The sequence below is a fragment of the Actinokineospora xionganensis genome (assembly GCF_014323725.1).
In the GTDB taxonomy this organism is placed as follows: Bacteria; Actinomycetota; Actinomycetes; order Mycobacteriales; family Pseudonocardiaceae; genus Actinokineospora; species Actinokineospora xionganensis.
Map to the genome: position 1 here is coordinate 125,616 of NZ_JABVED010000003.1, position 13,209 is coordinate 138,824.

General features: G+C 69.5%; 15 protein-coding genes and 2 tRNA genes. 7 read left to right on the plus strand and 10 right to left on the minus strand.

Features of this window, described 5'->3' with window-relative positions:
* Positions 1-15 precede the first annotated feature (15 nt).
* Positions 16-1,083, minus strand: a complete 1,068-nt coding sequence (gene hisC, locus GPZ80_RS06835; RefSeq protein ID WP_187219225.1) for a histidinol-phosphate transaminase — start codon at positions 1,081-1,083, stop codon at positions 16-18.
* A gap of 119 nt (positions 1,084-1,202) precedes the next feature.
* On the opposite strand from hisC, the gene GPZ80_RS06840 reads away from it, so the two are divergent.
* A complete protein-coding gene (locus tag GPZ80_RS06840; protein WP_187219763.1) occupies positions 1,203-1,868 on the plus strand; it encodes a dienelactone hydrolase family protein in 666 nt (221 codons plus the stop codon).
* A gap of 85 nt (positions 1,869-1,953) precedes the next feature.
* On the opposite strand, the gene GPZ80_RS06845 is transcribed toward GPZ80_RS06840, so the two are convergent.
* Positions 1,954-2,616 carry a CoA transferase subunit B gene (locus GPZ80_RS06845; protein ID WP_187219227.1) on the minus strand — a complete coding sequence of 221 codons (663 nt, stop codon included), beginning with the start codon at positions 2,614-2,616 and terminating at the stop codon, positions 1,954-1,956.
* Between the two features lie 3 nt (positions 2,617-2,619).
* Positions 2,620-3,387 carry a CoA transferase subunit A gene (locus GPZ80_RS06850; protein ID WP_187219229.1) on the minus strand — a complete coding sequence of 256 codons (768 nt, stop codon included), beginning with the start codon at positions 3,385-3,387 and terminating at the stop codon, positions 2,620-2,622.
* Between the two features lie 209 nt (positions 3,388-3,596).
* On the opposite strand from GPZ80_RS06850, the gene GPZ80_RS06855 reads away from it, so the two are divergent.
* Positions 3,597-3,686 (plus strand) — tRNA-Ser (locus GPZ80_RS06855).
* 35 nt (positions 3,687-3,721) lie between these two features.
* Positions 3,722-3,797, plus strand: a tRNA-Arg gene (locus GPZ80_RS06860).
* Positions 3,798-4,238: 441 nt separating this feature from the next.
* On the opposite strand, the gene GPZ80_RS06865 is transcribed toward GPZ80_RS06860, so the two are convergent.
* From GPZ80_RS06865 to GPZ80_RS06885, 5 genes are all read right to left on the minus strand, one after another.
* Positions 4,239-4,706, minus strand: a complete 468-nt coding sequence (locus tag GPZ80_RS06865) for a hypothetical protein (RefSeq protein WP_187219231.1) — start codon at positions 4,704-4,706, stop codon at positions 4,239-4,241.
* A 51-nt stretch (positions 4,707-4,757) separates the two neighbouring features.
* Entirely contained in the window at positions 4,758-4,913 is a 156-nt protein-coding gene (locus GPZ80_RS06870) for a hypothetical protein (protein WP_187219234.1), read from the minus strand.
* Positions 4,914-5,069: 156 nt separating this feature from the next.
* On the minus strand, positions 5,070-6,320 hold the full coding sequence (locus GPZ80_RS06875; RefSeq protein WP_312880169.1) for an MFS transporter: 1,251 nt from the start codon (positions 6,318-6,320) through the stop codon (positions 5,070-5,072).
* Positions 6,321-6,412: 92 nt separating this feature from the next.
* Complete coding sequence (locus GPZ80_RS06880) at positions 6,413-7,996, minus strand: ABC transporter permease (protein ID WP_187219237.1); 1,584 nt, start codon at positions 7,994-7,996, stop codon at positions 6,413-6,415.
* Complete coding sequence (locus GPZ80_RS06885) at positions 7,993-8,886, minus strand: ABC transporter ATP-binding protein (protein WP_187219238.1); 894 nt, start codon at positions 8,884-8,886, stop codon at positions 7,993-7,995. The genes GPZ80_RS06880 and GPZ80_RS06885 overlap by 4 nt, the downstream gene beginning before the upstream one ends.
* A gap of 71 nt (positions 8,887-8,957) precedes the next feature.
* On the opposite strand from GPZ80_RS06885, the gene GPZ80_RS06890 reads away from it, so the two are divergent.
* Positions 8,958-9,428 carry a GbsR/MarR family transcriptional regulator gene (locus tag GPZ80_RS06890; protein ID WP_187219240.1) on the plus strand — a complete coding sequence of 157 codons (471 nt, stop codon included), beginning with the start codon at positions 8,958-8,960 and terminating at the stop codon, positions 9,426-9,428.
* Positions 9,428-10,129: a GDSL-type esterase/lipase family protein gene (locus GPZ80_RS06895; RefSeq protein ID WP_187219242.1), complete on the plus strand. Its 702-nt coding sequence runs from the start codon at positions 9,428-9,430 to the stop codon at positions 10,127-10,129. Before GPZ80_RS06890 ends, GPZ80_RS06895 begins: the two co-directional genes overlap by 1 nt.
* Here the strand turns inward: GPZ80_RS06895 and GPZ80_RS06900 are convergent.
* Entirely contained in the window at positions 10,110-10,562 is a 453-nt protein-coding gene (locus GPZ80_RS06900; protein WP_222718979.1) for an SRPBCC family protein, read from the minus strand. The genes GPZ80_RS06895 and GPZ80_RS06900 overlap by 20 nt on opposite strands.
* 59 nt (positions 10,563-10,621) lie before the next feature.
* Between GPZ80_RS06900 and GPZ80_RS06905 the strand changes: the two genes are divergently transcribed.
* Positions 10,622-12,250: a DUF885 domain-containing protein gene (locus tag GPZ80_RS06905; protein ID WP_187219244.1), complete on the plus strand. Its 1,629-nt coding sequence runs from the start codon at positions 10,622-10,624 to the stop codon at positions 12,248-12,250.
* On the opposite strand, the gene GPZ80_RS06910 is transcribed toward GPZ80_RS06905, so the two are convergent.
* Entirely contained in the window at positions 12,247-12,810 is a 564-nt protein-coding gene (locus GPZ80_RS06910; RefSeq protein ID WP_512699343.1) for a DUF8017 domain-containing protein, read from the minus strand. The genes GPZ80_RS06905 and GPZ80_RS06910 overlap by 4 nt on opposite strands.
* On the opposite strand from GPZ80_RS06910, the gene GPZ80_RS06915 reads away from it, so the two are divergent.
* Complete coding sequence (locus tag GPZ80_RS06915; RefSeq protein ID WP_187219247.1) at positions 12,758-13,024, plus strand: hypothetical protein; 267 nt, start codon at positions 12,758-12,760, stop codon at positions 13,022-13,024. The genes GPZ80_RS06910 and GPZ80_RS06915 overlap by 53 nt on opposite strands.
* Positions 13,025-13,209 lie beyond the last annotated feature (185 nt).

Consider the following 13,209-nt stretch of genomic DNA (forward strand, 5'->3'; position numbering starts at 1 on the left):
CCGTCGCCGGCCTGATCAGCGTGGGAAGGACGTGGCGGCGGCCAGGAAGGCGTCGTTCTCCTCGGGCGTGCTGATGGTGACGCGCGCGCCTTCGCCGACGAACGCGCGGACGACCACCTTGTGCGACAGGCAGTGCTCGTTGAACGCCGCGGTCCGCTCACCGAGCGGCAGCCACACGAAGTTGGCCTCGGTCACCGGAACCTCATAGCCCGCCTCGATCAGCGCCGCCCGCACCCTGCCGCGCTCGCCGACGATGTCGCGGCAGCGGGCCAGCAGTTCGTCCTCGGCGTCGAGCGAGGCGATCGCGGCGACCTGGGCGACCATGTTGACCGCGAACGGCACGAACACCTTGCGGACCGCGGCCGTCACCGCCTCAGGCGCGATGAGGTAGCCCACGCGAAGCCCGGCGAGGCCGTACGCCTTGGAGAAGGTGCGCAGCACGGCGACGTTGTCGCGGCCCGCGGCCCACTGCTCCTTGGCCAGTTCCACCCCGTCGGCGATGTCCGGGTTCTCGACGAACTCGCCGTACGCCTCGTCGATGATGATCAGCACATCATCGGGCACCGCGGCGATGAACCGCTCGATCGCGGCCTTCGGGTGCGCGGTCCCGGTCGGGTTGTTCGGGTTGCACAAGTAGATCAGCCGTGTCTTTGGCGTCACCGCGGCGGCCATCGCGTCGAGGTCCAGCTCGTGGCCCTCGGTCAGCGGGACCCGCACCTGGGCGGCGCCGACGACCTGGGTGATGATCGGGTAGGCCTCGAACGAGCGCCACGCGAACATGACCTCGTCGTCGGGCGTGCAGGTCGCCTGGACGAGTTGCTGGCACAGTGTCACCGAGCCGCAGCCTACGGCGACCTGGTCCTCGCTGACGTCGAGCTTGCGGGCCAGCCGTGCGACCAGTTCGCCCGCGCCGCTGTCCGGATAGCGGTTGATGTGGCCCGCCGCCTGGGCGATCGCCTCGACCACGCTCGGCAGCGGGCCGAGCGACACCTCGTTGCTGGCGAGCTTGATCGCGCCCGGGATGGACCGACCCGGCACGTAACCGGGCAGGGCGTCCAGATCGGCGCGAGTACGCACACTCATCGAAGCTCCTCGTCGTCACAGGGGCGGCGACGCTGCCGCTGCCCCGAATCTAGTCCGACACGGCGGGTGAGCGTGTGATCACGTTGACGAGGACACACCTACCCATGGTTGGCTTGGTCATGGCCCAGACCCGCACCGAGGACTTCCGGCTGGCCGATGGCCGCGCGCTGCGCCTCACCTACGCCGAACCCGACCGAGTGACCCGCGGCGGACTCGTCGTGCTGCACGAAGCCCGCGGCATCACCGAAGCCGTGCTCGCCATGGTCGCCGGGCTGGCCGCAGAGGGGTGGCTGATCGTGGTCCCGCACCTCTACGAAGGCGGGTCGGCGGAGGTCGACCACGCGGAGGCCCGCGACAAGGTCAGCGAACTGTCCGGGCAATCCGTGCTCGCCGCGACCGACATCGCGTTCGCCTGGCTCGCCGAGCGCAAGGTGAACCTCGACCGGATCGGCGTCATCGGCTTCGAACTCGGCGGCGCGGTGGCCCTTGTCGTCGCCGCCAGCCGCACGATCGGCGCGGCGGTGACCGTCGCGGGCGGCGGGATCATCGAGCCGCTGTCGGCCGGTCTGCCCCCGTTGATCGAGGTGGCCGCGGACCTGCGGGTCCCGTGGCTGGGGCTCTACCGCACCGAGGGCGACGACATCACCGAGCAGCAGGTCGAGAAGCTGCGCGACGCGGCGGCGACCGCCTCGGTCGCCACCGATGTGGTCCGCTTCGCCTTCGAGACCGGCGGTTTCGAGGCCTGGCAGCGCGCCCTCAACTGGTTCGACGCGCACCTGCGCTGACCTGGCGGGGGTTCCCACCCCGCCAGGCCCGCGAGTCCCACGTTCACAACATCGAGTTCACCGTTCAGAACGATGAGTTCGCAGTTCAGACCGCGACGGCCATCTCGACGACGTCCGAGCCGACGGTGAGCTCGGGCTCGGTCTTCTCGCGCACCTCGTCGACACTCACGCCCGGCGCGGTCTCGCGCAGGACGAGGCCGTCGGCGGTGATGTCGATGACCGCGAGGTCGGTGATGATCCGCTGCGCCACCCGAAGACCGGTGTAGGGCAGCGAGCACTCGTTGACGATCTTGTACGAGCCGTCCTTGGCGACGTGCTCCATCAGCACGACGACGTGCTTGGCGCCGTGCACCAGGTCCATCGCGCCGCCCATGCCCTTGACCATCTTGCCGGGGATCATCCAGTTGGCGATGTCACCGACCTTGGACACCTGCATGGCGCCCAGGATCGCCGCGTCGACCTTGCCGCCGCGGATCATGCCGAACGACGCGGCGGAGTCGAAGAACGAGGCGCCCTTGCGCAGGGTGACCGTCTCCTTGCCCGCGTTGATCAGGTCGGGGCTCTCCTCGCCGTCGTACGGGTACGCGCCGACGCCGAGGATGCCGTTCTCCGACTGCAGCACGATCTCGACGTCGTCGGGCACGTAGTTCGGGACCAGGGTGGGAAGGCCGATGCCGAGGTTGACGTACGAGCCGTCCGACAGCTCGGCGGCCGCGCGGGCGGCCATCTGCTCACGGGTCAGTGCCATGGCTCAGGCCTCCAGCTTCGGACGGACGGTGCGGCGCTCGATGCGCTTGTCGGCGGCCTGCTCCGCGGTCAGCGGGACGACCCGCTGGATGAAAATGCCGGGCAGGTGGACCTCGTTGGGGGCCAGCTCACCCGGCTCGACGAGCTCCTCGACCTCGGCGATGCTGATCCGGCCCGCCTGGGCGCAGAGCGGGTTGAAGTTCTGCGCGGAATCGCGGAACACGAGGTTGCCGTGCCGATCACCCTTCCACGCCCGAACGAGGCCGAAGTCGCACACGATGGCGTGCTCCAGCACGTAGTCCAGCCCGTCGAACTCGCGAACCTCCTTGGGCGGCGAGGCCACGGAAACGTTGCCCTCGCTGTCGTAACGCCAAGGGACCCCGCCGTCGGCCACCTGCGTGCCGACCCCGGTCCGCGTGTAGAACGCGGGGATCCCGGCGCCACCGGCCCGCAGCCGCTCGGCCAGTGTGCCCTGCGGGGTCAGCTCGACCTCCAGCTCGCCGGACAGGTACTGGCGGGCGAACTCCTTGTTCTCGCCGACGTAGGAGCTCGTCATCCGCGCGATCCGACGCTCCCGGAGAAGCAGCCCCAGACCCCAGTCGTCGACCCCACAGTTGTTGGACGCCACGTCCAGTCCCGTCACGCCTTTGGCGAGCAAGGCCTGAATCAGCACGCTCGGGATGCCGCACAACCCGAACCCGCCCACGGCCAGGCTCGCGTTGTCCGGGATATCGGCGACCGCATCGGCGGCGCTGCGGACGACTTTGTCCATGTGTGCCCCTCCTTCTGGGTGTGGCAATCGCGACTCTAGCGGGGGCGGCGCGGGTGTCGATGTGGCTGAGGACCACCATCCTGGGCTACGGGTGTGGGCAGGTGCGGTTTGGTGGGCTTGACCAGCGGGTTTGCTGTTCAGAGGGGGGCGTTTTGCCTCTCACCTGGGGGCCTGTGTAGTCTTATCGCCGAGCGGCTTGGGGCTCCCCGGGAGGCTTCGCCTAGTCTGGTCTATGGCGCCGCACTGCTAATGCGGTTTGGGGTAACCCCCCATCCCGGGTTCAAATCCCGGAGCCTCCGCTGTACCACTCGGCTCGCCGAGCACAACTGAACACGCGCCCGTAGCTCAACGGATAGAGCATCTGACTACGGATCAGAAGGTTAGGGGTTCGAATCCCTTCGGGCGCACCAAGGACCCAGGTCGATGACCTGGGTCTTTTGCTTGGGTGCCGTCGTTGCCATTTTTGGCCGGATTTCACTCGGACCCGGAGCCGCCGCATCGAGAGCCTCGAAGTTCGTCCGCGACATCCGATCTCGGCGCATGCGGTCGTTCCCGGGGCACCGATGGATGCGACTGATCGAGAACATCCGTGATCTGCCGATCGGTCTTGCTTCGGCAGTCCGCGGGGTGAGGGGTTTGGTGGTTCAGGTGGGCGCGGATGGTGGTCGACGCCCGTCGGGCACTTGGCCCGGTTGGTGTACTTACAATGGTTGGTGCTGATCGGTGAGATGCGGTGTGGAAGAAAAGCTGTTGTGAGGTAACAGATTCCTCCATCTTGACCAGCATCGAGGAATCCTGGGTCCGTCCTGTAGATCACTCGGGCAGAACTGCCGTTAATGTCCACGATGGACTTAGGCGGCTCCGGCGATGGCGTCGCGGCCGAGGAGTTCGGCGGTTTCGGGGGTCAGCAGTCTGCCCGCTACGTCGGGGTCGCAGCCGATTCGGCCCAGGCGGGCGCGGATGGCGGCGGGGGAGCGGCCGCGGGCCTTGGCCAACTCGCGGATCGCGGTGGTGGCTGGGGTCGAGGATGGTTGGCTGAGCCAGTCTTCGCGTAGGGAGGCGTCGTCGTCGGGGGTCCAGCGGGCGTGGGAGTTGGCGACCCGGGGGCGGGCCTTGCCCTCGAAGATGGCGATCGTCGCCAGGGCCTGGCGGACCAGGCCCGCCGCTTCCGTGGCGGCGCCCGGGGGCAGGCGGATCGATCCCTCGGCGACGATATCGCCGTTCTCGGCGGCGCCGATGAGTTCCAGGGACGTGGGGGACGCGGTCAGGGCGTAGGTGACGCCGTGGACGGTGCTCGTGTATTCCATGGTGAATGCCATGTGGTCACGTTACGTCGCCGGGCCGATACGGCGCGGAAGTTGTCCACAGGGTCAGGTTCGGCCGTCTTTGCCCAGGTGGTGCGGGGTGCGGTCGTCGACGTCGAAGTCCACGGGGCGCTCGCGTTCCTCACGGAGGATGGTCGTGAGTGTCTGGTTGGCTCGGCGCAGGCGCCAGATGAGGAAGGCCGCGATCAGTGCCGCGGTCACGATCCACAATGTCGCCGTCATGCCGATCAACTCGCCTCGCCCTAGGCCCTGATCTGAAGGTTCCCACTGGACCGGGTGTCGAAACAGCACATTTGGGTCATTGCCGGTTGGGATCAACGGATTCCGCTCCAACGGAGCAACGTAGTACACCGTGTGTCACGGAAGTTCGGCCCCAATGGCCTCTTCGGGGGTCGGGTGGACCGTCTTCTTCTCGGACTTGGCAGGCAGCGTCTCCCGGGCGGGCAGCCACACCAGGGCCGCGGCCAGCGACAGCGCGCCGGTGGCGATGAAGGCGGCGGTGTAGGACAGCTGGTCCGCGAGTATGCCCGCGATGATCGGGCCGAGGATGGCCCCGATGTCGGCGACCATCTGGAACGATGCCAGGACCTGGCCGCCGCGCGCCTTGCCGATGACGTCGGCGACGGCGGCGCTCTGCGGCGGGCTCAGGATGCCGGTCCCGATCCCCGCGATGGCCGTGACCAGCAGGAACGCCGGCACTGACGTGGTGTAGCCGATCGAGATCGTGGCCAGGCCCGCGACCGTCAGCCCGATGAGCACCGGCGGTTTGCGCCCCCACCGGTCCGACAGCCTGCCGGAGAACATCAGCATCGCGACGTTGCCCGCGGCGAACACGGCGAGCGCCGTCCCCGCGAAGGAGTCCTCTTTGTTCAACACCTCGGTGATGAACAGCGGCACCAGCGAGACCCGGACGCCGAACGCGGCCCAGCCGTTGGCGAAGTTCGAGGCCAGGGCTGCCCGGTAGCCGCTGTCGCGCAGCGCGGTCCGCAGCGGCATGCCGGGCTGCGGGTCGTCGTTCGCCGACGCGATGAGGGTTGAGTTCCGCAGCGCCAGCCACACGATGAGGATCGCGACGACAAGCGCGGCCGCGTAGGCGAGGAACGGCGCGCGCAGCGAGATGGTGATCAGGCCGCCGCCGACGAGGGGGCCGACGACGGTGCCCAGCAGGAAGCTGGTGCCCCACAGCCCGGTGGCCTTGCCGCGGACCCCGGCCGGGGTCAGGTGGATGAGCAGCGCGATGCCGGACACGGTGAACATCGTGGAGCCAATGCCGCCGAGCGCCCGCACGGTCACCAGTTGCCAGTAGTCGTTGGCGAACGCGCAGGCCCCGGTGCTGGCCGCCACGATCCACAGGCCGATCAGATACACCCGACGCTCGCCGATCCGGCTGAGCAGAGCGCCCGCGGCGGGGGCGAAGACTAATCGGGCCACCGCGAAGGCGCTGACCACAATGGACGCGGCGGTCACGCTGACGTTGAAGCTGCGGGCGAAGGTCGGCAGCGCGGGCGCCACCAGACCGAAGCCGATGGCGATCACGAAGTTGGCCGAGACCAGCACCCACACTTCACGGGGGAGGGTCTCGGGCCGTTCCAACGTTGCAACCGACACCCGAGACCGCCCCCAGAGAAGTTGTTCAGCGCGCGCACTGTAGGTCGGGATGACCTGATCGGGTCAACCCGTTTACCCGCGCGCGCATTCCGTCAGCCGATGTCCCGTCGACGAAATCCCGCGATTCCCAGCCCGAAGAGCACGATCGCGACAGCGGAGAGCCACAGGAACGGCGTCGCGGTGAACTCCGCACCTGGGAGCTTGGGCACGTGGGTGAACGGGGAGACGTCAAGCACTGGCTGGCTCAGTCGCAGCGCGGGCCCGAACAACGTGATCAACGCGAACACCCCGACCAAGGCCCACGCGGCGGTCGTCGCCTTGGGCAGGAGCCCGAACAGCAATGCGGCGACCGCTCCCGCGACCCAGACCGCCGGTAGCTGCGCGAGGGTCCCGACGAGGATGCCGCCGACCTGCCCGAGGTCGCCGACCCGCAGACCGTGCGCCAGGCCCATCGAGAGCCCGGAGAACGCGAGGAGAACCGCGGAGCCGACCACGGCGAACGCGAGATGGCTCGTCACCCACGAGATGCGGCTCACGCCGGTCGCGAGGACCGGTTCGGCGCGCTCACCGGTCTCCTCGGATCGCGCGCGCAGGGCCGCCTGGGTCGCGTACATCGCCGTGACGATCCCCAACATGCCCGCGATGGCGGCGATGAACGAGTCGACGAGAGTCTGCGCCGCACCCATCCGCTGCATGATCTCGCGTATCTGCTCGTTGCTTCCCACGAGGTCGACGATGCCGTTGGCGATTGATCCGAACACCGCCGCCATGACCACCGCGCCGATGGTCCAGCCGAGCAGGGCGCCGCGCTGCAGCCGCCAAGCGAGCCCGAACGTGTTCGACAGCGACGCGGGCGCGTTGACCGGACCCGGTTTGCCGGGCAGCAGCCCCGCGCCGAGGTCGCGCCGGGACACCAGCCGGTAGGCGCCCGCGGCGAGCATGGCGGTCGCGAGCACCGCGAGGCCGAGGGGCCACCACTGGTCGTCGATGAACGGCTTCGCGCGCTGCGGCCACGCCAGCGGGGACAGCCAGGACAGCCAGTCGAGCGAGACGGTCGAGTCGCCGACACCGCGGACCAGGAACGAGCCGCCGAGGATCGCGCACGCGATCCCGTTCGCGGAACGCGAGTACTCGGTGAGTTGCGCGGTCACCGCGCTGATCGCGGTGAACACCAGGCCAGCGCTGGCCACACCCAGCCCGAGCACGAACGAACCCGAGGCGCTGAGTCCCGCTCCGGTCAGCCCCAGGCCGATGGACAGGCCGATCACCAGGTTCGCCCCGGCCGCCGTCGCGATGGCCGCGGTCAGCGCGGCGTGCCTGCCGACGACGCCGGACCCGATCAGTTCGAGCCTGCCGCTGTCCTCCTCCGCGCGGGTGTGCCGGGTGACGGTGAAGATGCCCATCAGCGCGGCGAACAACGCGAGGAACAGCCCGTAGCGCCACGCGGTGAACCCGCCCGCGGTGCTCAGGTCGTACGCGGGCCCGTAGAGCACCGCGAGCGACGGGTTCGCCCCCGCGGAGGCGTTGAGCATCGCGCGCGACGCCGCATCGGGATAGAGCTGTTCATAGGCGGCGACCGTGGACGCCGGGGTCAGGCCGAGCAGCACGATCCAGATCGGCAGGATGATCCGGTCGCGGCGCAGCGCGAGCCGGATGAGCGTCCAGGTGCCGGTCATCGCGCCACGTCTTCCTGGTAGTGGCGCATGAACAGCTCTTCCAGTGTCGGTGGCTGGCTGGTCAATGACCGGACACCGGAGAGCGTGAGCGCGCGCAGGGCGGCGTCGAGTTCGTGGCTGTCCACATCGAACGAAACCTGGTGGTCATTGACCTTGAGGTCGTGGACACCCGCGAGAGACGCGAGCCCGTTCGGCGGTGTGGCCAGCTCGGCGGTGATCGTCGTGCGGGTCAGGTGGCGCAGCTCAGCCAGGGTGCCGGTTTCGACTGTGCGGCCCGCGCGGATGATGCTCACCCGGTCGCACAGGCTTTCCACCTCGGCGAGGATGTGGCTGGACAGCAGCACTGTGCGGCCACGGTCGCGCTCCTCGGCCACGCACTCCTGGAACACCGACTCCATCAGCGGGTCAAGGCCTGAGGACGGCTCGTCGAGCAGCAGCAGCTCGACGTCGGAGGCCAGCGCGGCGACCAGGGCGACCTTCTGCCGGTTGCCCTTGGAGTAGGTGCGGCCCTTCTTGCGCGGATCGAGGTCGAACCGCTCGAGCAGGTCCGCGCGCCTGCGCTTGTCCAAGCCGCCGCGCAGCCTGCCCAGCAGGTCGATCACCTCGCCGCCGGAGAGGTTCGGCCACAGTGAGACGTCACCGGGCACGTAGGCCAGCCTGCGGTGCAGCTCGGTGGCGTCGGCCCACGGATCGCCGCCGAGCAGGGACGCGCTGCCCGAGTCGGCTTTGAGCAGCCCGAGCAGCACCCGGATCGTGGTGGATTTGCCCGACCCGTTGGGGCCGAGGAATCCGTGGACTTCCCCGGTCCGCACCGTCAGGTCGAGCCCGTCGAGCGCACGCGTCCGGCCGAAGGTCTTGACCAGGCCGGACACCGAGATTGCGGTTGTCATGGCACAGAAGCTACTCTCATTTCACAACTTTGTGAATATTCTGAAGACGAGCGACCTGAGAAGGTGAACCCGTGACCGATTCCAGGGATGACGATGTGGCGCGCTTCGTGGAGCGCTTCGCACTGCTGCTCTCCGAAGCCGGGATGGCACGGATGCCCGCTCGGGTGTTCACCCGGCTGCTGGCGACCGACTCCGGCCGGATGACAGCCGCCGAACTGGCCGAAGCGCTCGACGTCAGTCCCGCCGCCATCTCGGGCGCGGTGCGGTACCTCGACCAGGTCCACCTGATCCACAAAGGACGCGAGCCGGGCGAGCGGCGCGACCACTACGCCGTCGACGACAACACCTGGCTCGAAGCGATCACCAACCGCGACAAGCTCTACGACGCCTGGAACTCCGCGCTCACCGACGGCGCCGAAGCACTCGGCACGGACTCGCGCGCGGGCAAGCGGATCGATGACACGCGGCGGTTCTTCCTGTTCCTCAAGGCCGAGACCGCCGCCATGCAGGAGAAGTGGCGCGCGCAGGAAGCGGCCCGCTGATGCGCGCGACCCTTGCCGCCGCCGCACTCCTTCCGGTGCTGGCGGTCCAAGGCCTCACACTGCGCCGCACCATTCCGCGACTGCCCGGTGCCGAAGGCCCGACGACCGGGACCGCGGGCGCGGGAGAGCCCCTGCGGCTCGCCGTTCTCGGTGAGTCGACAGCGGCGGGGGTGGGCGCGCGCACCCACGACGTGGGCCTGGCGGGCCGACTCGCGGCGGCCCTCGCCGGTCGTGGACATGCGGTGAGCTGGCAGGTCTCGGCGCGGATCGGCGCCGACGCCCACGTCACTCGAACCGAGCTCGCGCCCGCCCTGGACCCGGCCGACGTCGTGGTCGTCGTGCTCGGCGTCAACGACGTGATCGAGTTCCACACCGCCGCCCGCTGGACCCGCGACCTGCTGCGGCTGCTGATCGACCTGCGCGCCAGACACGGCCGGACCGTGCTCGCCGGTGTCCCGCCGATGGCCCGCTTCCCGGCACTGCCCCGCCCGCTGCGCTCCGTCCTGGGCCTGCGCGCCGCCGAACTCGACGCGGCCGCCGCGCGGATCGCCCGGCGGGTGCCCGGCGTCGCGCACGTTCCGCTGCCGCACGAGCTGATCGACGGCGACCTCTTCTGCGTCGACCGGTTCCACCCGTCCGAGAGCGGCTACGCCCTGTGGGCGGACGGGCTGGCCGACGCGGTCAGCGCTGCGCCGCGCTGAGCAGCTTGCGGCTCAACAGCTTGATGCCCTTGTTCAGACCGAATCGAAGTACCGGACCGGTGCCCGGTACCAGCTCCGTGAAACTGGCCCGCCACACGACATCCGTGCCACCGTCTTCGCGCGGGGTCAGCGTGATCTCGCCGCGGTAATCCTTCATCGGCGACGGCGAGCGCAGCGCGTAGACGTGGCGGCGGTCCTGCTCGTACTCCAGGGTCTCCTCGCGCACGAGCACCGGCTTGCGACCCAGCAGCCGGACCCCGCCGACCCCGCCGGGCGCCGGGTCGCCGAGCCGCTCCATCGAGGAGTGCGCGATCACCGGCCCCGCCCACTCCGACCAGCGCGCGCCGTCGGCGACCATGGCGAAGATCGTCGCCGCGTCGGCGCGGCTGCTCGCGGTGACCTCGACGGCGTACGTCTGTCGGTTGATGACCATGAATTGCCTCCTGTGCGCGGGAACCACATCGTTACATGCGCCCTTGTAATCTCGGGCGCATGACCTCTGGGGAGACCGCGCTCGCGGACGAACTGCTGGACGCGCTGATGGACGCCGACCCGCTCGGCGCGAGCCTGACCGGCCTGCCGGGCTATGACGACCGGCTCTCCGACCCGTCGGAGGAAGCCGAGCAGGACCTGCGGTCCAAGGTCGCCGACATCGCGGCCCGCGCCCAGGACTCGACCGGGGTGACCGGGCAGGTCGTCGCGCAGCAGGCCCGCGCGGCGATCGACCGGATCGACTCGCGGATGATCGAGTACACGATCTCGGACTTCTTCGTCGGCCCCGCCTCCGCGCTGCTCACCCTGTTGCCGATGATCGCGTTGCCCGACGCCGAGCGCGCCAAGTCCTACCTGACCAGGCTGCGTGCGGTGCCCGAGCACCTCGACGGGGTGACCGAACGCCACCGCGCCGGCGTCGCCGCGGGCCGTGTACCCGTGCGCAGGCTCGTCGACGCGGCCGTCGCGCACCTGGACCGCTACCTCGGCGCGCCCGACTCCGACCCGCTGCTGTCGCAGCCGTTCGATGGCGAGGAGTTCGCCGCGGAACGCGCGCGGATCGTCGCCGACCTGGTCCGGCCCGCGTTCGCCCGCTACCGCGAAGCACTCGCTGAGGAGATCGCCCCGCACGGCAGGCCCGACGACCGCCCCGGCCTGTGCGCGCTGCCCGACGGTGAGGCCGCGTACGCCGGTCTGTCGCGGGCCCACACCACCACGGACCGCACACCCGAGGACCTGCACCAGACCGGGCTGGACCTCATCGCGGCCCTGCGCGAGGAGTACGCGGAGATCGGTGAGCGCGTGTTCGGCGTGCGCGACCAAGCCGAGATCTTCCAGCGGATGATCACCGACCCAGACCTGCGCTGGCGCGATGGTGACGAGTTGCTCGCGCACGCGCGCGCGACCATCGAGCGGGCAGAGGCCGAGGCGCCGAAGTGGTTCGGCACCCTGCCCGGGCAGCGCTGCCAGGTGCAGCCCATCCCCGCGGCCGAGGCGCCCGGCGGGCCTGCCGCCTACTACATGCCGCCGTCGCTGGACGGTCTGCGGCCCGGGGTGTACTACGCCAACACCGATCGCGCCCACGAGCGCGACCGGTTCGTCGCCGAGGTCACCGCGTTCCACGAAGCCGTGCCGGGACACCACTTCCAGCTGACCATCGCGCAGGAGCTGACCGGCCTGCCGATGCTGCGCAAGCTCGCCGACGTCAACGCCTACACCGAGGGCTGGGGCCTCTACACCGAGCGGCTGGCCGAGGAGATGGGCCTCTACAGCGGCGACGTCGACCGCCTCGGCATGCTGTCGATGGACTCGCTGCGCGCGGCGCGATTGGTGGTGGACACCGGACTGCACGCCAAGGGCTGGAGCCGGGAGCAGGCGCTGTCCTACATGCGCGAGAACACCCCGCTGTCCGCGCTCGAGATCGGCAACGAGGTCAACCGGTACATCGCGTACCCGGGTCAGGCGTTGTCCTACATGGTCGGCAGGCTCGAGATCCTGCGTATCCGCGCGGCGGCCAAAGACCGGCTGGGCGAGGCGTTCGACATCCGTCGGTTCCACGACCTGGTCCTAGGCGGCGGACCACTGCCGCTGTCGGTGCTCGCGGAGGTCGTCGACCGCTGGGAGGGCTAGTTCCGGCGGACGCTGTCGACAATCTTTCGGATGGTCGCGCCGGGCAGGGTCTCCGTGCTGCCCGGCCCGCGCGTCAGGTCGTTGGTGATCACCAGCAGGGCGGCGCCACGGTCGCCCAGTCTCGTCGCGAGGACCGTCACCTCGGCTTCCTTCGGCAGGCACGCCGGGTCGGCCTTCGGGCTGATCTTCGCCGTCACCACCACGGCGGGCTTGTCGTCGACCAGCGTCGACTGGCCGGCGGGCGAGTCGACCCGGGCGCCCGGGTAGTAGGTCTCGGCGAACGCCTTGGCGAAGGTAGCGGCCGTCGACTCCGGGTCCAGGGGCTTGCTCGACTTGCTCTGCGCCGCCGCCCCCATCACGCGCGCCCGGGTCCGTCGGGCGCCGGCGCAGTCGTAGGCCCCGTACTCGGCGGCGCCGGTGAAGCTGACGCCGAGGACGTCGACGGTTTCGTTCGAGGCCATCCAGTCCGTCGGAACCGCATAGGTGAGTCGGGCCGGGGTGTTCACGATGGAACTGGTCGCGGGAGGGACGCTCGTGGTGGCCGGGGCAGGGGTCGGCACCGCCTCGGGGGTACCGCCATTGCGGTTGATTACGCCGATGGTGATAACGGTTCCGACAATGGCGATGATCGCGATGATGCTCAGCGTCGCGGGCAATAGCGACCTGGTCGGAGCGGGCAATTCGGTGAAAGTGGACAGTGGCGGCGAGCCGCTTCCCGTTGTGTGTTCACGCATCGGATCTTCGCTTGGCCACCCGGTCACGTGCCGACTTTAGTGCGGGCGCGACAACCCCGTATTCGTTTCGCGGCGAGGGGCTATCCACCTCGGTTTCACCCAGCGGTGGCGGGTCACCCAGTTAGGGGTCACCCCAGTGCTGGGGTGATTACAACTCTGAGTAGAGTTCGCCCCGCCAAGGGGATGATCTTACTCATTCGAGTGATGATCTATTCGCCGGACACA

Excerpts from the sequence above, each read along its gene's own strand:
- hisC (WP_187219225.1), bottom strand. The coding sequence starts at position 1,083 with ATGAGTGTGCGTACTCGCGCCGATCTGGACGCCCTGCCCGGTTACGTG.
- GPZ80_RS06840 (WP_187219763.1), top strand. The coding sequence starts at position 1,203 with ATGGCCCAGACCCGCACCGAGGACTTCCGGCTGGCCGATGGCCGCGCG.
- GPZ80_RS06845 (WP_187219227.1), bottom strand. The coding sequence starts at position 2,616 with ATGGCACTGACCCGTGAGCAGATGGCCGCCCGCGCGGCCGCCGAGCTG.
- GPZ80_RS06850 (WP_187219229.1), bottom strand. The coding sequence starts at position 3,387 with ATGGACAAAGTCGTCCGCAGCGCCGCCGATGCGGTCGCCGATATCCCG.
- GPZ80_RS06865 (WP_187219231.1), bottom strand. The coding sequence starts at position 4,706 with ATGGCATTCACCATGGAATACACGAGCACCGTCCACGGCGTCACCTAC.
- GPZ80_RS06880 (WP_187219237.1), bottom strand. The coding sequence starts at position 7,996 with ATGACCGGCACCTGGACGCTCATCCGGCTCGCGCTGCGCCGCGACCGG.
- GPZ80_RS06885 (WP_187219238.1), bottom strand. The coding sequence starts at position 8,886 with ATGACAACCGCAATCTCGGTGTCCGGCCTGGTCAAGACCTTCGGCCGG.
- GPZ80_RS06895 (WP_187219242.1), top strand. The coding sequence starts at position 9,428 with ATGCGCGCGACCCTTGCCGCCGCCGCACTCCTTCCGGTGCTGGCGGTC.
- GPZ80_RS06900 (WP_222718979.1), bottom strand. The coding sequence starts at position 10,562 with ATGGTCATCAACCGACAGACGTACGCCGTCGAGGTCACCGCGAGCAGC.
- GPZ80_RS06905 (WP_187219244.1), top strand. The coding sequence starts at position 10,622 with ATGACCTCTGGGGAGACCGCGCTCGCGGACGAACTGCTGGACGCGCTG.
- GPZ80_RS06915 (WP_187219247.1), top strand. The coding sequence starts at position 12,758 with ATGGAACTGGTCGCGGGAGGGACGCTCGTGGTGGCCGGGGCAGGGGTC.